The organism is Sphingobacterium composti (assembly GCF_009829075.1).
In the GTDB taxonomy this organism is placed as follows: domain Bacteria; phylum Bacteroidota; class Bacteroidia; order Sphingobacteriales; family Sphingobacteriaceae; genus Sphingobacterium; species Sphingobacterium composti.
This window is the reverse complement of sequence record NZ_WUQZ01000028.1, coordinates 16,629-36,586: the sequence shown is the minus strand read 5'-3', so window position 1 is coordinate 36,586 and position 19,958 is coordinate 16,629. Positions and strand designations below refer to the sequence as shown.

19 protein-coding genes are annotated in these 19,958 nt (G+C 36.4%); 7 read left to right on the top strand and 12 right to left on the bottom strand.

Annotated elements, in window-relative coordinates:
- Positions 1 to 128: DUF4372 domain-containing protein (locus GOQ17_RS16620; protein ID WP_159638553.1), on the bottom strand; the 128-nt coding region annotated here is incomplete at its 3' end.
- Between the two features lie 217 nt (positions 129 to 345).
- Between GOQ17_RS16620 and GOQ17_RS14495 the strand changes: the two genes are divergently transcribed.
- The gene (locus GOQ17_RS14495) at positions 346 to 1,278 is read left to right on the top strand and encodes a toxin-antitoxin system YwqK family antitoxin (RefSeq protein WP_159638551.1); all 933 of its coding nucleotides are present in this window, start codon (positions 346 to 348) and stop codon (positions 1,276 to 1,278) included.
- Between the two features lie 23 nt (positions 1,279 to 1,301).
- Here the strand turns inward: GOQ17_RS14495 and GOQ17_RS14490 are convergent, their stop codons facing one another.
- The 6 genes from GOQ17_RS14490 to thrA all read right to left on the bottom strand — a co-directional run bounded on the left by GOQ17_RS14490 (position 1,302) and on the right by thrA (position 9,758).
- Positions 1,302 to 2,501: an MFS transporter gene (locus GOQ17_RS14490; protein ID WP_159638549.1), complete on the bottom strand. Its 1,200-nt coding sequence runs from the start codon at positions 2,499 to 2,501 to the stop codon at positions 1,302 to 1,304.
- A 44-nt stretch (positions 2,502 to 2,545) separates the two neighbouring features.
- Entirely contained in the window at positions 2,546 to 3,730 is a 1,185-nt protein-coding gene (locus tag GOQ17_RS14485; RefSeq protein ID WP_159638547.1) for a class I SAM-dependent rRNA methyltransferase, read from the bottom strand.
- Positions 3,731 to 3,816: 86 nt separating this feature from the next.
- The gene (locus tag GOQ17_RS14480) at positions 3,817 to 4,866 is read right to left on the bottom strand and encodes an isoaspartyl peptidase/L-asparaginase family protein (RefSeq protein WP_159638545.1); all 1,050 of its coding nucleotides are present in this window, start codon (positions 4,864 to 4,866) and stop codon (positions 3,817 to 3,819) included.
- Positions 4,867 to 4,971: 105 nt separating this feature from the next.
- The gene (gene thrC / locus GOQ17_RS14475; RefSeq protein WP_159638543.1) at positions 4,972 to 6,279 is read right to left on the bottom strand and encodes a threonine synthase; all 1,308 of its coding nucleotides are present in this window, start codon (positions 6,277 to 6,279) and stop codon (positions 4,972 to 4,974) included.
- 6 nt (positions 6,280 to 6,285) lie between these two features.
- The gene (locus GOQ17_RS14470) at positions 6,286 to 7,284 is read right to left on the bottom strand and encodes a homoserine kinase (protein ID WP_159638541.1); all 999 of its coding nucleotides are present in this window, start codon (positions 7,282 to 7,284) and stop codon (positions 6,286 to 6,288) included.
- Between the two features lie 23 nt (positions 7,285 to 7,307).
- On the bottom strand, positions 7,308 to 9,758 hold the full coding sequence (gene thrA, locus GOQ17_RS14465) for a bifunctional aspartate kinase/homoserine dehydrogenase I (RefSeq protein WP_159638539.1): 2,451 nt from the start codon (positions 9,756 to 9,758) through the stop codon (positions 7,308 to 7,310).
- Between the two features lie 451 nt (positions 9,759 to 10,209).
- On the opposite strand from thrA, the gene GOQ17_RS14460 reads away from it, so the two are divergent.
- Positions 10,210 to 10,776: a C40 family peptidase gene (locus GOQ17_RS14460; protein ID WP_159638537.1), complete on the top strand. Its 567-nt coding sequence runs from the start codon at positions 10,210 to 10,212 to the stop codon at positions 10,774 to 10,776.
- A gap of 88 nt (positions 10,777 to 10,864) precedes the next feature.
- Positions 10,865 to 11,380, top strand: coding sequence for a phosphoribosyltransferase family protein (locus GOQ17_RS14455; protein WP_159638535.1), 516 nt, complete (start codon positions 10,865 to 10,867; stop codon positions 11,378 to 11,380).
- Between the two features lie 27 nt (positions 11,381 to 11,407).
- Here the strand turns inward: GOQ17_RS14455 and GOQ17_RS14450 are convergent, their stop codons facing one another.
- From GOQ17_RS14450 to GOQ17_RS14430, 5 genes are all read right to left on the bottom strand, one after another.
- Positions 11,408 to 12,847, bottom strand: a complete 1,440-nt coding sequence (locus GOQ17_RS14450; protein WP_159638533.1) for a lytic transglycosylase domain-containing protein — start codon at positions 12,845 to 12,847, stop codon at positions 11,408 to 11,410.
- Positions 12,848 to 12,945: 98 nt separating this feature from the next.
- Positions 12,946 to 13,143 carry a twin-arginine translocase TatA/TatE family subunit gene (locus GOQ17_RS14445; protein WP_159638531.1) on the bottom strand — a complete coding sequence of 66 codons (198 nt, stop codon included), beginning with the start codon at positions 13,141 to 13,143 and terminating at the stop codon, positions 12,946 to 12,948.
- Positions 13,144 to 13,219: 76 nt separating this feature from the next.
- On the bottom strand, positions 13,220 to 14,485 hold the full coding sequence (locus GOQ17_RS14440) for a murein hydrolase activator EnvC family protein (protein WP_159638529.1): 1,266 nt from the start codon (positions 14,483 to 14,485) through the stop codon (positions 13,220 to 13,222).
- A gap of 92 nt (positions 14,486 to 14,577) precedes the next feature.
- On the bottom strand, positions 14,578 to 15,357 hold the full coding sequence (gene lolB1 / locus GOQ17_RS14435) for a lipoprotein insertase outer membrane protein LolB1 (RefSeq protein ID WP_159638527.1): 780 nt from the start codon (positions 15,355 to 15,357) through the stop codon (positions 14,578 to 14,580).
- A complete protein-coding gene (locus GOQ17_RS14430) occupies positions 15,347 to 17,050 on the bottom strand; it encodes a tetratricopeptide repeat protein (RefSeq protein ID WP_159638525.1) in 1,704 nt (567 codons plus the stop codon). Before GOQ17_RS14430 ends, lolB1 begins: the two co-directional genes overlap by 11 nt.
- A gap of 240 nt (positions 17,051 to 17,290) precedes the next feature.
- Between GOQ17_RS14430 and rplM the strand changes: the two genes are divergently transcribed.
- From rplM to tsf, 4 genes are all read left to right on the top strand, one after another.
- On the top strand, positions 17,291 to 17,734 hold the full coding sequence (gene rplM, locus GOQ17_RS14425) for a 50S ribosomal protein L13 (RefSeq protein ID WP_132777065.1): 444 nt from the start codon (positions 17,291 to 17,293) through the stop codon (positions 17,732 to 17,734).
- Positions 17,735 to 17,745: 11 nt separating this feature from the next.
- Positions 17,746 to 18,132: a 30S ribosomal protein S9 gene (gene rpsI / locus GOQ17_RS14420; RefSeq protein ID WP_159638523.1), complete on the top strand. Its 387-nt coding sequence runs from the start codon at positions 17,746 to 17,748 to the stop codon at positions 18,130 to 18,132.
- 18 nt (positions 18,133 to 18,150) lie between these two features.
- Positions 18,151 to 18,951, top strand: a complete 801-nt coding sequence (rpsB, locus tag GOQ17_RS14415; RefSeq protein WP_159638521.1) for a 30S ribosomal protein S2 — start codon at positions 18,151 to 18,153, stop codon at positions 18,949 to 18,951.
- A gap of 165 nt (positions 18,952 to 19,116) precedes the next feature.
- Positions 19,117 to 19,953 carry a translation elongation factor Ts gene (gene tsf / locus GOQ17_RS14410; protein ID WP_159638519.1) on the top strand — a complete coding sequence of 279 codons (837 nt, stop codon included), beginning with the start codon at positions 19,117 to 19,119 and terminating at the stop codon, positions 19,951 to 19,953.
- The last annotated feature ends 5 nt before the right edge of the window (positions 19,954 to 19,958 follow it).

Here is a 19,958-nt window from a genome sequence, read left to right as displayed (position 1 = left end):
CTCACAAAGTGAGTCCAGCTATTGATCCCTTTGTGATGTTTATCGGACTGATATTGTTGAACCAATTTGTTAAAAATATTGCGATCTACTAGTCCTAATATCTGAGAAAATACGTTTATATTTACCACGGCGGTTGAATCATTTTAGCGAATTAAATATAGCAATCCCTGCTATATAAATTCACCGCCATTTTTTACCTTATTTAGGACGCTTTTGTAGTAGTTATTAAACATCCTACACAATCTCAAAACCCTATACCGAATTTTAATAAATAAAATAATAATTAAAAAATAATTTTCTAATTAGAACAATAGTTGTAATTTTACAATATCAAACCGATAAATTATGAAAAACATTATTATATTATTCACAATATTTTTCACAACTCATATCTCAGCAAGCTCTCTAGATACATTTTATTACGACAATGGAGCAATAATGGCTTATGGTGATGTAGATCAAGATAAAAAACCAACTGGAATATGGAAGATTTTTTATCCAGATGGAGGAAAAGTTAAAGAAATATCGACATTTAAATCAGGCTTAAGAAATGGACAAGCAAAATTATATCATACTGGCGGTGAATTAGGTATTGAAGGAGCTTATCTAGATAATAAATCTACAGGAGAATGGGTATACTATCTAGAAACAGGCGAAATAGCGAAAATTGTAAATTATAAAGATAACCTTTTAGAGGGAGTTGCCAAGTACTATAACAAGAATGGTAATTTGAATTCAGAAGGCACGTATGTTAATGATAAAAAATCTGGGATTTGGAAATATTATTCAGAAAACAATAAACTTATTAAAAAAGTGAGTATGGACAAAGGTGTGCTGCATGGTGTTACAGAATTGTATGATGAATATGGAAGAATTAATGAAGAAGAGAATTACGAGTATGGAGAACCAACAGGATATTTTAAAGGATTCTATTCGAATGGAAAGTTGAGATATATGGGTGAAATATTTATATTAAACGGTAAGCAGGCAAAGATTGGAGATTGGAAATATTATCATCCGAATGGAAAACTAGAAATTCAAGGTGCGTACGATAATTTAAGTCTTCCAATAGGCGAATGGATACATTATTACGACAACGGACAAATCGAAAAAAGAGGCACACATATGGGACTTCAAATGGAATTTGGAGAATGGGAATTCTATCACCGCAATGGAATATTAAAAGAAAAAGGTTCCTACTATAACGGTAATAAAACAGGTATATGGAAGTCGTATGACGAAAACGGAATTCTGATTAAAACACTTAAATACAATTAGCAAACAAACCTAAATTATAGCAACTAATTGTTGTAATATTTCACTCGTTGTAAATTCGGCAACAAGGCAGCAACTACACCTATTAATGGAAGATAAGAACATACACTATAAATATGCGCTATAGAAGTTTTATCAGCCATATACCCTAATAATGCTGAACCGATCCCTGCCATGCCGAAAGCAAATCCATAGAAAAGTCCAGAAACCATTCCTAATTTCTTTGGCAATAATTCTTGTGCATACACAATGATGGCAGGAAAAGCTGATGAAAGAATTATTCCAATGATAACAATAAATACTGCTGTCATGGTCAATCCTACATAAGGAAGCGCTAAGGTAAATGGAGCTGCACCCAATACTGAGAACCAAATCACGTATTTTCGTCCAAAGCGGTCACCAAATATCCCACCCAACATCGTACCCACAGCAATTGCTAGCAAAAAATAAAACAAATAAACCTGTGCTTGAACCTCTGATATACCAAATTTTTCCATGGTGTAGAATTGTAGAAAGTTCGTAATACTAGACACATAGAAATATTTGGACATAATCAAAAGCAATAGAATTATTACTGCAAGTATGACCTTCTTCTTAGACAAATCCGGAATTTTGATTGGGTTCTTTACAGATTTTTCTTGAGCAAGCAATTTCTTTTTATACCAATTGCCAATATAATACGCTACCAAATGACCAATTAGTGGCACTACTAAAAGCCAAATTAATGCCCATTGACCTCGTGGTAACACGATATAAGCTACTGCTATCGGCGCTAAAGCCATCCCGCCATTTCCACCAATTTGAAAAATTGATTGCGCTAAACTTCTCTTACCAGAAGAGGCTAAAAACGCTATTCGAGACGATTCGGGATGAAAGATAGATGAAGCTACACCAACCACAAACACGGAAAATAAAATAAATTCAAAATTATGCGCATACGCGAAAAGTAACGTTCCTACAGCCAAAAGAAACATGGAAAGCATCTGCGAATAAGGATGCGAACGCTTATCTGTATATGCTCCTACGATAGGCTGAAAAATAGAAGCTGAAAGTTGGTACACCAACGTAATAAACCCTATCTGACCATAACTCAAGTGATGTTCTTCCTTTAGCAAAGGATAAACTGCAGGTATTACTCCTTGAATCAAATCATTCAGCAAATGCGCAATGCTTACAGCTACTAGAATAGCATAAACTGGTTTCGTGGTAGATGTTGTCTTTAGCATAAAAATTATTCGTAAAAAAGGCTTTCAAAAAGAAAGCCAATATCTTATAAAACTCGCACTAACAATCCTTTTAGGTATTCCCCTTCAGGAAATGATGCCCGTACAGGATGGTCTTCTGGTTGTGTGAATTGTCTTATAAACTGAATTTCTTTGCCTGCATCTAATGCAGCCCAAGCAAGTACTTGCTTGAACGTATCGATATCCATCGCCCCTGAACAAGAGAATGTAGCCAATAAACCTCCAGATTCTAACAACATTAAACCTCTTCGGTTCAAATCTTTGTATGCTCGTGAAGCCTTTTCTAAGGTAGAACGCGAAGGTGCATATTTTGGTGGGTCCAACACTATCACATCAAACTTCTCCCCTTGCTCACTCAAAATGCGCAAATATTTATTCACATCTGATTGCACAGCAATATGTTTCTTGACATCAAAACCATTGTGAATTACATTACTTTTTAACGTCTCAATTGCTAAAGCAGAGCTATCTACTGAAACTACTTCATTTGCTCCTTCACGCAATGCATTCAATGTAAATCCACCAGAATAGCAAAAGCAATCCAACATACGCTTTCCTTTAGCATATTGTGCTGTTATGAAACGGTTGTCGCGTTGGTCGCAATAGAATCCTGATTTTTGTCCATCAATGATATTTACTTTGTAGTGAATACCATTTTCAACCATATCGACAAATTCTGGTGGCATTTTCCCCCACAACAATCCATTCGTATCAGGCAAACCTTCATGTTCGCGTGATTTCAAGTCACTACGTTCGTAGATTCCTTTTGGAGAAAGTAAATTTACCAACTCATCTACAATGATACTTTTTACATTTTCGACACCTGCAGCGTGAACTTGGATAGATATAAAGTCTGCATACTTATCTGCGATTAATCCTGGCAAGAAATCTGCTTCTGCGAAAATCAAACGTACAGAATCATTATTTTCAGTTAATAGGTGAAATCTATTACGAACTGCTTTCTGCACGCGAACTCGCCACCAATTCTCATTAATCTCATTAGCAGGATTCCACTCTAGCAAACGGATCGCAACTCGAGATGTATTATTATAAATACCATACGCGATAAATTCATCGTCGCAATTGTAAACGGAAACGACATCTCCATTCCCAATTATTCCTTCCTTTTTATTTATCGCTCCTGAAAACACCCAAGGGTGTAATTGCCAAGCCGCCTTATCTTTGCCTTTATTAAGGATTATTTTATTCATCGCTGCAAAAATAAGGAAAGCAAAATTAAATATATGGTTTTTCGCAAAACTATAAACCCCTATGCTCAATGGAATGCATAAAGCTTTTAATTCTTAAAGATATAAACAGAAACATTTCCATTCTCATCTATTGTTCCTCGATACATTCCAGATGTATTAAAATCCATAGCAACATTTCCCTTTTGATCCAAAGCTATTATCCCACCATCACCACCCAAATTTCCCAATTCAGAAATCACCTGCTTAGTTGCTTCTTCTACAGAAATATTTTTAAATTCTATAAGATTAGACACACGATTAGCGATTGCCAATCGAATATAATATTCTCCCCATCCTGTACATGAAATTCCAGCGGTTAAATTATTGCAGTATGTGCCCGCACCAATAATAGGTGAGTCTCCTACCCTCCCATATCTTTTATTTGTCATACCACCGGTAGAAGTTGCTGCAGCCAAATCCCCATTTATATCCAATGCAACAGCACCAACAGTACCAAACTTTTTATCTTCATCACTTACACCCGAAATCATGCTTTCTCTTGGATCAAAATTATATGCACTTCTATCTCCCATTTCTGATTTCTTCGCTCTCTCCAATTGCTGCCACCTTTCTTGTGTGAAAAAATAAGATGTAGGCACTGTTTCACAGCCTTGACTAGTAGCAAAGATTTCTGCACCTTTACCTACCATCATGACATGTTGAGATTTTTCCATAACTGCTCGTGCGGCATTTACAGGATTTTTGAGAGATGTTACTCCTGCAACAGCTCCTGCTTTTAATGTTCTTCCATCCATAATGGAAGCATCAAGTTCATTTTTACCTTCATTAGTAAATACTGCCCCTTTTCCTGCATTGAATAAAGGTGAATCCTCCATTACATTGACTGCAGCTTGCACAGCATCTAATGCACTTTTGCCCAACTTTAACTCATTAAATCCCTTTTGTAAAGCCAAAGTTAATGCAGCTTTATAATTAGCTTCTTTCTCTGGAGTCATATTCTTTTTATTAATCGTTCCTGCACCACCGTGAACGACTAGCACAATTTTACTTTGATTCTCAGCAAAACGCTGGGCTTTTATTGCGGAAACCGAAAACAATAATGTGAATAGAAGATAATGCTTAATAGTGATTTTCATAGTTATTAATATTAGGTTATGTAAGGATCCTCAAATCTAATAAATAAGAGAGGATTTTTTAGAAAACTAAAAAATCCTCACATAGATCTTCAAATTGAAATATAGTTACTTATTCTCCAATAAATAAGCTTTAAAATCATCGTAACTTACAGCTAAAGGCTCAGCTAATTTTGGTTTACCAGCTAACTCTTCAGCTCCAGTAGGATACGATACTTTCTCAAAAATATCTGCATCTATTCCTTCAGGAAACTTGCATGGATGCGCCGTAGACAAAAATACAGAAGCATATTCTCCCAGATTTTCTGCTTTGTAAGCTTTCGCCGCTAAATAAGCAATTGCTGTATGTGGACAAGCTACGTAATTGTATTTTTCGAACAACTCACGCATAGCCAACTTTGTTTCTGCATCATCGTAAGTGTATGAAGAAATAATACCTCTCAATTTATCCAATTCATTATCAAACATATCTTGAATACGAACCCAATTACTCGGATTACCAACATCCATAGCATTCGCTAATGTCTGAACAGAAGGTTTTGGTTCGTAAGCTCCTGAAGTCAAGAATCGAGGAACCGTATCATTTACATTCGTACCTGCAACAAAATGTTTCACGGGCAACCCCATTTTATATGCCAACAAGCCTGCTCCAATATTTCCGAAATTACCACTAGGAACTGTGAAAACCACTTCATCTTGTCCTTGTGCTTTTAATTGCGCATACGCCCAGAAGTAATAAAAAGTTTGAGGAATTAAACGTGCGATATTGATAGAATTAGCAGAAGTTAATCGCAACTCAGAATTTAATTCATCATCATTGAACGCTTGTTTCACTAATGCTTGGCAATCATCAAACGTACCATCCACTTCCAAAGCGCGAATATTTTGCCCATTTGTCGTCAATTGCTCTTCTTGAACTTTCGATACTTTTCCTTTAGGGTATAAAATTGTCACACGCGTACCTTCTACGCCTAAGAAACCCGATGCAACTGCACCGCCTGTATCACCCGAAGTAGCAACCAGCACATCCAATAATTTATCGCCATCTTTAGAAAAATACCCCATCACACGACTCATAAAACGTGCTCCAAAATCTTTGAAAGCATATGACGGCCCATGGAATAATTCTAATACCCCCGTTTCTGCATCCAACAATTTGACTGGTGCATCAAAATTAATGGCATCTTCGACGATTTTCTTTAAATCTTCTTTTGGAATGTCGTCTCCGATTAAAGCCGACGATACTGTCAAAGCAATTTCTTGTAAAGAGAATTGTTGAATATTTTTTATAAACAAAGGGGCTAACGTTGGGATGACCTCTGGCATGTAAAGCCCTTTATCTTGAGGTAAAGAATTAAAAACCGCATCCTGAAAGGATACACGTAAATCTTTATTATTTGTACTATATAATTTCATATTTTATTAGTCATTAAAGGATAATACTTTCGGACCTTCTACATTTACAGGAGACACATATTTGAAACTTTCAATACCGCTTGCAGTAAGATGTTCTTGAATTTTAGTTGTAACCAATTCTGCTACTTCTCGACCTTTAGATACCGCGACAACTGATGGTCCAGACCCCGAAATTCCGAAGCTCAATGCACCATTAGACAACGCAATTTCTTTCATCGCATAAAATTCAGGTATTAAAATCGCACGAGAAGGCTCAATAATCACATCATGCATGCTTCTGCTGATAAGTTCATAATCTTCTTGGAATAAACCAGCGACCAGACCTGCAATATTTCCCCATTGCGTTACCGCATCTTTTAATAGAACTTTCTCCTTGATTAACTGACGTGCATCACGCGTAGGGACATCAACTTGTGGGAATACAATACCTGCATACAATTCCTTAGGTACTGGAATCTTCACAATATCCAAATCCGAACCGCCACGAACTAAGGTAATCCCACCTATCAAAGCTGGAGCAACATTATCTGCATGACCATGACCACAAGCTAACCTTTCTCCCTCCACACAGTAAGGCATCAAATCATCTTTAGTCAATGGATTTCCTAATATAGCATTGATAGCGAAAAGACCTGCCACTGTACTTGCTGAACTTGACCCCAAGCCAGACCCAATTGGCATGTGCTTAATTAATTCAATCTCTACACCAATATCTTGAAGAATACCCAAATCATTCAAAAGCATCTTGACACACGCACTAACAGTATTTCTATCAGCATCCAAAGGCAATCTTCCACCATCACCAACAATCGAGCGAATGCGTACTCCTGGTTCAGCAACACGATACATTTTGACTTCGTCACCAGGCTCATCTACCGCAAACCCCAATATATCGAAACCACATATCATGTTAGCCACTGTAGCCGGCGCAAAGACACGTACTTTGTCCAAAATGGCATTAAAATCTATTTTCTTTTCCTTTAGATTATTTTGAGAAACAGGCATATTATCCGTTTTTTATCTTAAAATTATTTTGCTCCAACATTCACCAAATCCGCAAATACACCTCCAGCAGTCACTTCTGCACCTGCTCCAGGACCTTTTACGACCAATGGACGCTCTTTGTAACGTTCCGTTGTGAATGAGATTATATTATCACTACCTGACAAGGCATAGAATGGATGTGTTTCATCAACCATTTGCATTGAAATAGCTACTTTTCCATGTTCTAATTTACCAATGTAACGGATAACTTTATTTTCTGCGGCAGCCCTTTCTTTCAATTCATTGAAATATTGGTCAGCTTTTAATAATTCAGTATAGAATTCATCTACTGAAGCTGCCTTCAAACATGATTCTGGCAAGATAGCACCCAAATCCACGTCCGAAGCTTCAATCACATGGCCAGCATCACGAGCTAATATTAGCATCTTACGCATGAAATCTACTCCACCCAAATCATCACGAGGGTCTGGCTCCGTATAACCTAACGCCTGTGCATTTTTCACGACATCGTAGAATGAAGCGTCCCCTACAAAATTGTTGAAGATATAAGAAATCGTCCCCGAAAGAATAGCCTCGATTTTCAAAATTCTATCACCACTTAGCATCAAATCTTTCAATACGCGAACGATTGGCAATCCCGCTCCTACATTTGTTTCGTAGAAGAAATCTACACCATGCTTACGTGCTGTATCCCGTAACAGTTTGTAATTAGCATATTCACCAGAATTCGCAATCTTATTACATGTAACAATAGAGATATTCGATTTGAAAATGTCTACATAGTAGGTAGCCGGCAACTTACTTGCTGTATTATCGATAAATACTGCATTTGGCAAATTCATGCTTTTCATGATTTCCACAAAATGGGACAAATCTGCCACTTGACCATTTTCATTCAAGTTTTCAGTCCACGAATCCAAATCGATACCATTGGCATCAAATAACATCTTGCGTGAGTTGGCAATACCAACAACCTTTATCTCCAAATCATTTTGCTCGGATAAGAAATCATGCTGCTCAGCCAATTGCTTAAATAATGTAGAGCCAATATTACCAGTACCTAAATTGAATACGTGTAAGGTCTTTTTCAATTCAGCAAAGAAAGCATCATGTACGGCGTTCAACGCTTTAGCCAAATCATCTTTAGAGATGATAACCGAAATATTGAATTCCGAAGAACCTTGCGCTATCGCACGTACGTTGATACCATTACGTCCCAAAGCAGCGAACAAACGTCCTGACATGCCTGGTGTACGCTTCATATTTTCACCAACTATCGCCAATACCGAAAGATTTTGCTCTACCTCTGGCATAACCAATTTATTGGCTTCCAATTCCAACTCAAATTCTGTAGAAATAAGTTTCAACGCTCTTTCCGCATCGCTAGGATTTACAGCGAAGGTTATACTGTGCTCTGAGGAAGATTGCGTAATCAATACGACGTTGATTAGCTCACGAGCCAATAACGTAAATAAACGTCCTGAGAAACCAGATTTGCCAATCATACCCGACCCAGAAAGGTTGATAATCGAGATATCAGAAATAGATGAAATACCTTTAATAGGATATTGTGTACAATCCGACTCAAATTGAATAATCGTGCCAGGAAATTCGGGTTCAAAAGTATTACGAATAGCAATTGGAATACGTTTTAAAAACGCAGGAATCATAGTTGGTGGATAGATTACTTTCGCACCGAAATAAGACAATTCCATGGCTTCTGTATACGACAATACCGGCAATGAGAACGCTTTTTTCACGATACGTGGGTCAGCTGTCAACATACCATTTACATCTGTCCATATTTCGATTACCGAAGCATTCAACACAGAGCCAAATATCGCGGCTGTATAATCCGATCCACCACGACCTAATGTCGTCACACGACCAGCTTCATTTGAACCAATGAAACCTGTTACAAACATCAGCTTATCCGCATGAGAATGGTTAAGTGAATTAATCAATGACGACGTCAACTCCTCATTCACTTGTGCATTTCCAAAATTCGAATTGGTTTTGATATAATGCGAAGCATCTACATAAATAGCTTCAGGAATATATTGCTCCATAATTTTGGAAACCATATAATTCGAGAAACGCTCACCAAAAGAAACAATCAAATCTTTACTTTGCAAGCTCAATTCTTTCAACGCATATACGCCTTGTAAAATCTCTTCCAATTCATTAAGCATCAATTTCAATTTGGTGAAAACTGGATTTTGATACTTAATAGCAATAAGTTGTTTTACTACTTCAAAATGCTTCTCTTCTAATAATTTAATATCCTCTGTAAAAGATTTGCGTTCTGCGGCATTTTCAGCCATAGCTGTTAATAAGTTAGTAACCCCAGACATTGCTGACAAGACTACTAACGGCTTCTCTCCTTTTTCATAAGAAGATTTCACAATCTCTAATACAGATTTGATACTTTGTACTGTTCCTACAGATGTTCCTCCAAATTTTAGAACTTTCATTGGTTTTAATTTATCTAGTTTAGTTTGTTATAACGTTAGTAACAAAAAAAGCCTTCCTCTTATTCGGAGGAAGGCTTCTTTATATTTACACTCAATTGTACACACAAGTTACTTCCTCCGAGATTGTATTCCCGTAGTAATAATAATTGTAGAAATAATTGAGTTATTAAATTTCATATTTTTTAATTCTGCGACTAAGATAGAATTATTTTGATATTAAATTCAAATTTATTTTAAAAAAATCACAAAAACTCCTTCAACAAACAAATTGCGTATGATGTATACCGTATTTATACGTCTGAACAGGTACTTATGTCTTAAAAAATGTTAAGAAACTGTTAAAAATACTTTAATTTGTTTGGTTTGTAAGAATGTATCTATTATCTTCGTAATATCTGCTCCTTGGAAAAGAGTAGTAATTAGGAAAGTTGTAAATAAAAAAAGCGATTTAATGAACACAAAAAAACTAATAGCGTCAGTGCTATTTATAGGCTTTTGTCTAGTGTCGCAAGCACAAACTACCAAAAAGAACAATGAGCAAGACAACCTTGCAAAAGAGTATTTCTCACAAATCATGGGTGTAGCAGTAAATGCTACTACAAACACTAAACTCTATCAGTTTGTTTATGATTGGTTAGGTACGCCTTATAGATTGGGTGGCGATACTAAAAGAGGAATCGATTGTTCTAAATTCTCACTTGCAGTTTACGAAAATGTATTTAATACGACCATAGGGTTTAATAGCAGAAATCAGTATGCTAATGTAACACCTGTTACCCGTAAAGATTTACAAGCCGGAGATTTGGTATTTTTCAAAATCAGAAGCAAAAATATCACGCATGTGGGTGTGTATTTAGGTGATGATAAATTTGCGCATGCATCATCGAGTAAAGGAGTCATGGTGAGCAATCTTAACGAAGCCTATTGGAAGCGTTATTACTATAACGGAGGTCGTCCAAAAGCAGATGATTCGCAAACAATGACAGCAGATGCTTCAATACTTAAAACAGATAATTAATAGATAAAATTAACTATATTAGAAAGTCCGAATGTGTAACCTTGCATTCGGACTTTTTATTTATTTTTGTGCTATTAGATTGGAATATATGTCAGCAAAAAGAACCTTAATATTAAATAAAGAACAAATCCTTCAAAAGTCTAAGCGTATAGCTTATCAAATCTTGGAAGATAATTTTGACGAAAGCCATATTGTACTAGTCGGAATCGCAGATAGAGGATATGTGTTTGCTCAACGACTACAAAAAATACTTAAAGGCTTCGCTCCTGATAAAGAAATTGAACTTATCAAAGTAACTATCAATAAGAATAAAAGGTCGTTGGAAGCTTCTACAGATTTGCCTGTCGAAACTGCAAACAATAAGGCTGTCGTAGTGGTAGATGATGTGTTGAATAGTGGTAGAACTTTAGCTTATGCGTTGGGAGCTTTTATCAATGTGCCATTAAAAAAAATGCGCACAGCAGTCCTTATAGATAGAAGTCACCACCAATTTCCTGTGAACAGTGATTTTTACGGTCAAAAACTTTCAACTATTCTTAAAGAAAATGTTGAAGTATATTTAGATGAAGTGGATAATCAAGAAGACGCTGCTTGGTTAGCATAAAAAATCAGAAAGAGTTAATCTAATTGATTAACCCTTTCTAATTTTTAATTTCATTCCTGGTTTAATAACTGTATTCCTTAATCCATTGTCTTCTTTTATCTTGGAGACAGAGCTACCTTGAAATTTCCTTGCAATTCGATCTAAAGAATCTCCCTTTTGAACGACATAATAGGCTGTACGGCTAACATTAGTTTTTGTGGTTGATTTAGCAACATTTTTCGCTAATGTGGAGCTAATAGGCTTGGTAACAACTATAGTTCTACCAACCAATGCACTCTTATTACTCAGCCCATTCCAAGCCTTTAAATCTTGTACAGTAACTCCAAATTTTTTCGAAAGACTTGATAAGCTTTCACCTTTACGCACCTTATATTTTTGAGAAGAGTTTGCAGCGATCATAGCTTCAGGCTCTTCATTTACCACTAAATTTATTGAAGATGGTGCATTCAATGCAACATAAAGCAAACTATCATTCAGTTGTGAAGTAATAGGTATAAAGATTCGCTTTGGCTTATCTACAGAACCATTAACAATAGTTTTTTTATAGGCAGGATTAAAATGCTTAATATTCTCCACTTCCAAGTTAACAGCCTGAGCAATATGTCTCAGATCGACAACCTTGTCCACCATCACAACTTTCGTCTCATAATCCAACTCTGTAGGAGCATATGGAATCTCATAATAATCTGCATTACTCAAGACATATGTCATAGCTACAAATTTAGGTATGTAATTTTGAGTTTCTTTGGGAAGGAATGGCGATAATTCCCAAAAAGTAGGGTTTGTCATTCCTGATCTTGCTATTGCACGTTGCACACAACCTCGTCCACAATTATAAGAAGCTAAAGCTAATAACCAATCATCAAATTGATCATACGCTGCTTTAAGATAACTTGAAACTGCATAGGTCGAAGCGTAAATATCTTTTCGCTCGTCGATATGCGAATTCATATCCAAATCATAACCGCGAGCTGTTGCGTACATAAATTGCCAAGGCCCAACTGCCCCTGACGTAGACACCAAATGCGGATTAAGTGATGACTCAACCAAAGACAGGTACTTTACTTCTTCTGGTATACCGAGCTCTTGAAACACCTTATTATATACTTTAAAATAGTGGTTACTCAACCCACGCAATCGACTCATGTAAGGTTTGTAATTCGACGAAATATATTTATCGATAAAATACTTAACCTGCGAATTGTAATCCAAAGGAATAGTCTTCGTAACAGATTTCATCCTACGCAAAATATTCGCATCCAAGATTGAAACATCAATCTTTTCGTCAACATGCTTACGGATAGAATCTAGTTCGACCAATAACTCTCGATGTTCGACCAAAGAAGTAGCGAATGATGTCTGCGTATAGTAATCATCGCCCATTGGATCAATAGATATTGTTTGCGCTTTGGATGAATTAACACTGATTATAACGGTTAATAATGCGGTGTATAATTTTTTATTCATATTGTGCTAGTTTTTTGGATACTAGTTGGCAATATTTAGCCAGTAAGGCAAAAAACAAAGATTACATGAGGTCTAGCATGCAATCTTTGTAAGAGTTTTTATAAATTATTCGTTTTTTCTTTTTCTTCTGGCTTATCAGTTGTGTCTTCACGCTGACCATCCTTAAATTCCTTCACCCCTCTACCAAGACCGCGCATTAATTCTGGAATTTTTTTTCCCCCAAATAATAATAGAACTAAAACCACAATAATGATGATTTCTTGTGTTCCTATAAATAATAAATTAGATGTATACATTTTATGTTATTTCTTTAATACTTTTTATAATAAGTCTATTTACAAATATATAGAATAAATTGTTATTCTCGTGTAACTATCTTGCTAACCAAGGTGATGGATTAAAATCATTTTGACCTTGAGATAAACCGAAGTAAACCACCGAATAACCCAATTCAGGATCCTTGTCCGCAGTACCAATTTGTTGCCCACGACTTACTTTTTGTCCTCTACGAACAGAAACTGACGCTAAATTAGAGTAAAAACTAAAATACTCACCATGCTTTATTACTACCACACCAGCCACTGCTTGAACTATTTCGCCCTCAAAAACAGCTTTAACCCCTGCTCCATCACTTGTACGTATACCAATATCAGGAGCTGAACTTGTGATTCCATCTACTGTGTAAGAACCGTAATTACGGACGATATTTCCTTGCGATACAGGCCATGGAAGACGTCCACGATTTGATTTAAAATCTGCTGATAATTTCGCTGCTTCTGGTGTAGATCGCAAAATTTCACTGTCCGATTTCTTTGGAGTAGATTTTTCAACTTCAGCTACAGTTTTACCTGTACGTTTCGCCTCTGCTTCTGCGAGACGCTTACGTTCAGCTTCTTCCCTACGTCTTTGTTCTGCAATTTCTCTATTGATAGCAGCTCGAATCAAAGCTTCCGTTTTCTTCTTCTCTTGTTGTTTTTTAGACAACTCCCCCTTGAATGTGCGCTCTTGTTTTACAATAGAATTCAATTGAGATTGGTGTTGTGCTCTATCTTTTCGAATGATATCTCTTTCTTTTTGCTGATCAGCTAATAGAACTCGTTGTGTATTTCTATCGGCTTTCATTTCCGCGATTTTGATCTCAATATCCTTCTTTACTTTCTCAATTTCTGCTGCCTTTGCTTTTCGAGCTTCGGAAAATTGTTGTAAATACTTTATACGTTTAAAGGCTTGATTAAAATCTTTGGATGCAAAAATAAACATCATCTTATTGTAGCCATTTTTATTACGAAAAGCGAACATGATCATCTTCTCGTAGTCCTTACGCATCTTCTCAAGCTCGGCCTTTAGCTCATTTACAGCCTTTGTATTTTGATTGATCTGACTGGTTAGGCTATTTACAGTACGTGTAATAACTGTAATCTTTTCCTCCCTTAGGTTCAATTGCTTACTCAATGCCGTCACTTCCTTTTGGGACAAGAGCTTCTCTTTGGTTTTAGCCATCAACTCTTTGTTCAAATTGGCAATTTCGGTATTTATTTTCTCCAATTGCTTCTTTAATTGCGCACTACTTTGTCCAAAAGACAGTTGGCTACAGAAGAAAATAAAAAATATGCTTAATAGTATGTGTCTAAAATTCATGAAATGAGCTCAGCTTTCTCGTATTTGTACAACTGCCAAAAATAGTGATATCTATCTGACTTGCCTAATAAAAATATTTATTTAACAACTTATTAGTCCAAAACTTTATAACGTGCAGGAACAGCAAAAGGCATCTCAAGTTCTTGATTGAATTCAATTTTATTGTAATTCAAAACTGCTGTTACACTCAAAGATGATGCACTTAGCTTCACATTTTGATTTTGAGGAAAATTATATCCTGTCACATCATTAAAGGAGCTATAAAAAGCCTCCAAACTGTTGCTACTACCGATAGGAGTCAATCGGAAAACTTTTGGACGATATTTACCATTCAAGCTATATTGAAAAGAAAGCTCGTCTTTTGCTCCTACAATTTGCACATCATCGGAAGCTTGGGCTACAGTCAATTTATCTGTACGCAACAAATCAGATGAAACGTTCGCTAGTAAAATATCTTGTAACACGCCAAACGTAACACCATCCCCTGTATACCTATGAATATAATTAAATGGCTTTGCAATATATTCTCCTTGCAATTTATTTATTATTTTGACACTATCTGGAGTTATTAGCATTCTTACACCTTCGACATTTAAAAATGTACCTGTAACAGACATCCATATCGCCTTATTGCGCTGAATACGCACGTGCATCGTGACATCTTGATTATCTTTACCCATTTCTAATTTGGCTTTTGCACGCCCAGAAAATGTGTGAAAATCAAGATTATTGATAAGGTAATCTGCATTTCTATTTGACACTATTGTTCCGTTTGGATCAGAGCCAATTGGGAGTTTAGCTGTTTGTTTACGCGCACCACAACTCGTCAATATAGCCAAATTTACTCCAATTATTAATAACTTATTCCACATATCTTTCCTCTTTTATCTTTTGTTGAATCTTAGCCAAACTACCATTTGCGTTGTTACTCAATTCTACGTCCAACGCCTTTTGCCACTGCACAATTGCTTCCTTGTCACGATTCAATTTGCTTAAAATATCCCCATAATGCTCCAACAATACGGCAGATGATTTGTTTAGTTTCACAGCTCCTTCAATCCATTTCAACGCTTCCTCATATTTTCCCTGTTGAAATAAAACCCAAGCATAAGTATCCATAAAGGTTGCCGAATTAGGTTCTATTTCATTAGATCTTTTTGAAAACTCTGCTGCCTTCTCCAAATCCTTTTTACGAACAGCCAAATAATAAGCGTAATTATTCAGAGCCGAAACATTTGCACTATCCAAAGTTATAGCTTCTTCGTAAGCAACATCGGATAGACTTTCCATTTTCAGTTCGTGATACAAATCACCTAATGATCCATAAATCATAGAGCGCAAGTAATTATTTTCATTTTCTGAATAGTTCAGCGCTGTCTCCAATATTTCCTTACTGGTTTCATAATCTTGTTTACCAGCATACGCCAGACTAGTGAAATATAACAATTGTGGATTGTTAGGATTGTGCTTAAGGCTTTCCAATCCATGATTAATAGCATCGTCAGCTTTACCCAAAGCTAAATCTATATTGATAACTAAACGCCAGGCAATGATATAACGTGGATTAGATGACACCACTTTCAAAAACACAGACCGTGCTTCTTCAACATTCCTACCTTTCCACAGCAACTCACCTTTAAGTATTTGGGCTTCCAAAACATCTGGATGTATGGTGACTAATGTATTTGCTAAAAGCTGCATTTTATCATTGGATAAAATTTCCTCCTCATTCATTAACCCCATCATAAACTTATACTTATCCCAAAACACAACTTCAGGTGCATCGAAAGCAATTTTTAAGGCATTATACATAGGTTCTGATTTACCTATAGATTTATAAGTGTCAGCCAAATCTAGATACAAGCTTTTATCATTGGTACGTTTAATACCACGCTGAATAGCCGACAATGCGTCCTTCTGTTTGCCCTCATGCATGTATATATAACCAAGATATCCGTACACATCGGGTATCATCGTTTTGCCATCAAGCTTCGTTAGTAGCTTTTTTGCTGCGGGCAAATCTTCAGAATTCATATAGATCTCAGACATTACCAATTGTAACGTGTCCGAATGATTAGCAGTAATCAATTGTGTGTATAATTTCTTCGCTTCATCAAGCTGTTTATTTTCAGCATAAAGAATCAACAGCTCTCTATTCAAACCTTCATGATTCGGGTATTTTATCTTCAAATCTTGTAGCAACTTGATACCATTTCCTAAATCTTTCTTTGACTTATATAATTCTAGCAGGTGATTAGCGTAAAACATATGCTTACTTTTTTCGTAAGCGATTGATGCATTGTCTACCGCCTCTTCATAATTCCCCATCTGACCAAATATCAATGATTTTGCATAATAAATATCTGCTACTTCGGGATATTTAACTGAAACTTCATCTAATAATTGTATTCCCTCTTGAAATTTACCTTCTCGCAATTTTGCCTCCACAGCTTTCAATTCTTCTTTGTAGTTTTCGTCAGTTTGTGCATAAGAAAATAACGAAATCGCGACGAAAGTCAACACCAGCAGATATCTTTGGAAGTTATATAATATTTGTACACTCATTCTTATAATTCAATTAAATTTCTCACTATTCTCTTAGGCATTCGATATACTAAGGTAGCAATCTAGACTTACAAAAGAGTGAATTCTAAACTAGAAGTTTAACAAGTAAAAACTTAAAAAAAGTTAAATAATATTTTAGTGTATAGATGTTTCATTATTGAAAATAAAATTATTACCTTTGCATTCCGATTGTAGTGATTACAATCATTTAAACATTATTAATTAATTAAATAAAAGCAAGTGAATACGTTAAGTTACAAAACTGTCTCTGCCAACAAAAACACTGTTAACAAAGAATGGATCGTTGTTGACGCTGAAGGCGAGATCTTGGGACGATTGGCGAGCGAAATCGCAAAAGTGATTCGTGGTAAGCACAAGCCAACATTTACCCCACACGTAGACTGCGGAGATAACGTGATCGTTATTAATGCAGACAAGGTTAAGTTGACAGGAAACAAATTAGGCGACAAAACATATGTTCGCTACACAGGCTACCCAGGTGGTCAAAGATTTGTGTCTCCAAAAGAATTATTGGCTAAACACCCTGAGCGCATCATCGAAAAAGCGGTACGTGGTATGTTACCTAAAAACCGTTTAGGTCGTCAGTTATTCAAAAACCTTTTTGTTTATGCTGGTACTGAGCACAAACACGAAGCGCAAAATCCAAAACCAGTTAAATTTTAAGGAGAACAAACATGTCAACAACTAACACTTCAGGAAGAAGAAAAACTGCTGTTGCTCGTATCTACTTAGGAGCAGGTAGCGGAAACATTACCGTAAACGGTAAAGACTACAAAGAATATTTCCCAACATTGCCATTGCAATACATCGCTACTCAATCTTTATTGGTAGCGGAGTCATTAGCAAATTTTGATGTGAAAGTTAACGTTCAAGGTGGTGGAGTTAAAGGTCAAGCAGAAGCTGTGCGTTTAGCAATTGCTAAAGCATTAGTAGAGCTTAACCCAGAAGTAAAACCAGCTTTACGTGCTAAAGGTTTAGTAACGCGTGATGACCGTATGGTTGAGCGTAAAAAACCAGGACGCAAGAAAGCTCGTAGAAGATTCCAATTCAGTAAACGTTAATCAAAGGAGGAACACAAAATGGCAAGAACTACTTATCAAGATTTATTGGATGCAGGTGTTCACTTCGGTCACCTTACACGTAAATGGGATCCGAAAATGGCTAAGTACATTTTCATGGAGCGCAACGGTATCCACATCATTGACTTGAACAAAACTCTTACGAAATTAGAAGAAGCTGCTTCAGCTATCAAACAAATCGTAAAATCAGGTCGTAAAGTTTTATTCGTAGCTACGAAAAAACAAGCTAAAGAAATCATCGCTCAACAAGCTAAGGCTGTAAACATGCCTTACGTTACTGAACGTTGGTTAGGTGGTATGCTTACAAACTTCGCAACAGTTCGTAAGTCTATCAAAAAAATGACTACTATTGACAAAATGCAAAAAGATGGTACATACGATGTATTATCTAAAAAAGAGAAGTTGATGATTCAACGTGAGCGTATTAAGTTAGAAGCACTTTTGGGTGGTATCGCTGACTTAAACCGTTTGCCGGCAGCTTTATTCATCATCGATGTGAAAAAAGAACACATCGCTGTAGCTGAAGCTATCAAATTGAACATCCCTACTTTTGCAATGGTAGATACGAACTCTGATCCTACAAACATCGACTTCCCTATCCCTGCTAACGATGACGCTACTAAATCTATTAGCCTTATCGCTGGTATCATTGGTCAAGCGATAGTAGAAGGTCTAGAAGAGCGTAAGCGCGATAAAGAAGATGATGCGGAAAAAGAAGCTGCTGCTGCTAAAGCTGCGGTAGATAATGGTGACGCTGATACTTCAGGAAAACGCACTCGTAAAGCAAAAGACGTAGAATAATATTCTATATATAAAGCCGGATAGACAAGTGTAGGTTTCTGGGAGTTTCACTTCCTTAGCCACGCACGTCTTTCCGGTTTTTTTGTTTAAAAGAACCAAAAACTTAACAATAGCTCATCGCTTTGTTAATGACAACATTGTAATTTTATTAAAAAAGAAAATATCATGTCAGTACAAATTTCTGCATCAGATGTAAACAAATTGCGTCAACAAACAGGCGCAGGTATGATGGATTGTAAAAAAGCTTTAGTAGAAGCTAACGGCGACTTCGAAGCTGCCGTTGACTACTTACGCAAAAAAGGTGCTAAAGTAGCTGCTAGCCGTCAAGACCGTGATTCTAACGAAGGTGTTGTAATCGCTAAATCATCAGCTGATGGTAAAACTGGTATCGTAGTAGAAGTAAACTGCGAAACTGACTTCGTAGCTAAAAACTCTGATTTCGTAGCATTCGCTGACAAAATCGCTGAAGTAGCATTAGCTAATACTCCTGCTTCTGTAGAAGAATTAAAAGCTTTAACATTAGACGGAAAAGTAATTTCAGAAGCTCTAATCGAGCAAACTGGTGTAATCGGTGAGAAAATCGACGTTTCTAAATACGATATCGTTACTGGTGAGAAAGTTGTTTCTTACATCCACGGTAACTACCGTTTAGGTGTATTAGTAGCTTTAACTGCTGATGTTGCTGGTGCTGATGAAGCTGGTAAAGACGTAGCTATGCAAATCGCTGCTATGAACCCTATCGCTTTAGACAAAGATGGTGTTGACCAAAACACTATCGAGCGTGAAATCGCTATCGCTAAAGAACAAATCATCGCTGAAGGTAAACCAGCTGAAATGGCTGAGAAAATTGCTCAAGGTAAATTGAACAAATTCTTCAAAGAAACTACTTTATTGAACCAAGAGTTCGTTAAGGATTCTTCAAAAAATATCGCTCAATTCTTAGATTCAGTATCTAAAGGATTAACTGTTACTGCTTTCAAACGCGTACAATTAGGAGCATAAGTTTA

Coding starts and splice junctions, on each gene's coding strand:
- tsf (WP_159638519.1), top strand. CDS start 19,117: ATGTCAGTACAAATTTCTGCATCAGATGTAAACAAATTGCGTCAACAA.
- GOQ17_RS14480 (WP_159638545.1), bottom strand. CDS start 4,866: ATGAAAATCACTATTAAGCATTATCTTCTATTCACATTATTGTTTTCG.
- GOQ17_RS14485 (WP_159638547.1), bottom strand. CDS start 3,730: ATGAATAAAATAATCCTTAATAAAGGCAAAGATAAGGCGGCTTGGCAA.
- rpsI (WP_159638523.1), top strand. CDS start 17,746: ATGTCAACAACTAACACTTCAGGAAGAAGAAAAACTGCTGTTGCTCGT.
- rpsB (WP_159638521.1), top strand. CDS start 18,151: ATGGCAAGAACTACTTATCAAGATTTATTGGATGCAGGTGTTCACTTC.
- GOQ17_RS14490 (WP_159638549.1), bottom strand. CDS start 2,501: ATGCTAAAGACAACATCTACCACGAAACCAGTTTATGCTATTCTAGTA.
- GOQ17_RS14470 (WP_159638541.1), bottom strand. CDS start 7,284: ATGCCTGTTTCTCAAAATAATCTAAAGGAAAAGAAAATAGATTTTAAT.
- GOQ17_RS14450 (WP_159638533.1), bottom strand. CDS start 12,847: ATGAATAAAAAATTATACACCGCATTATTAACCGTTATAATCAGTGTT.
- lolB1 (WP_159638527.1), bottom strand. CDS start 15,357: ATGTGGAATAAGTTATTAATAATTGGAGTAAATTTGGCTATATTGACG.
- GOQ17_RS14455 (WP_159638535.1), top strand. CDS start 10,865: ATGTCAGCAAAAAGAACCTTAATATTAAATAAAGAACAAATCCTTCAA.
- GOQ17_RS14495 (WP_159638551.1), top strand. CDS start 346: ATGAAAAACATTATTATATTATTCACAATATTTTTCACAACTCATATC.
- thrA (WP_159638539.1), bottom strand. CDS start 9,758: ATGAAAGTTCTAAAATTTGGAGGAACATCTGTAGGAACAGTACAAAGT.
- GOQ17_RS14440 (WP_159638529.1), bottom strand. CDS start 14,485: ATGAATTTTAGACACATACTATTAAGCATATTTTTTATTTTCTTCTGT.
- thrC (WP_159638543.1), bottom strand. CDS start 6,279: ATGAAATTATATAGTACAAATAATAAAGATTTACGTGTATCCTTTCAG.
- GOQ17_RS14460 (WP_159638537.1), top strand. CDS start 10,210: ATGAACACAAAAAAACTAATAGCGTCAGTGCTATTTATAGGCTTTTGT.
- GOQ17_RS14445 (WP_159638531.1), bottom strand. CDS start 13,143: ATGTATACATCTAATTTATTATTTATAGGAACACAAGAAATCATCATT.
- GOQ17_RS14430 (WP_159638525.1), bottom strand. CDS start 17,050: ATGAGTGTACAAATATTATATAACTTCCAAAGATATCTGCTGGTGTTG.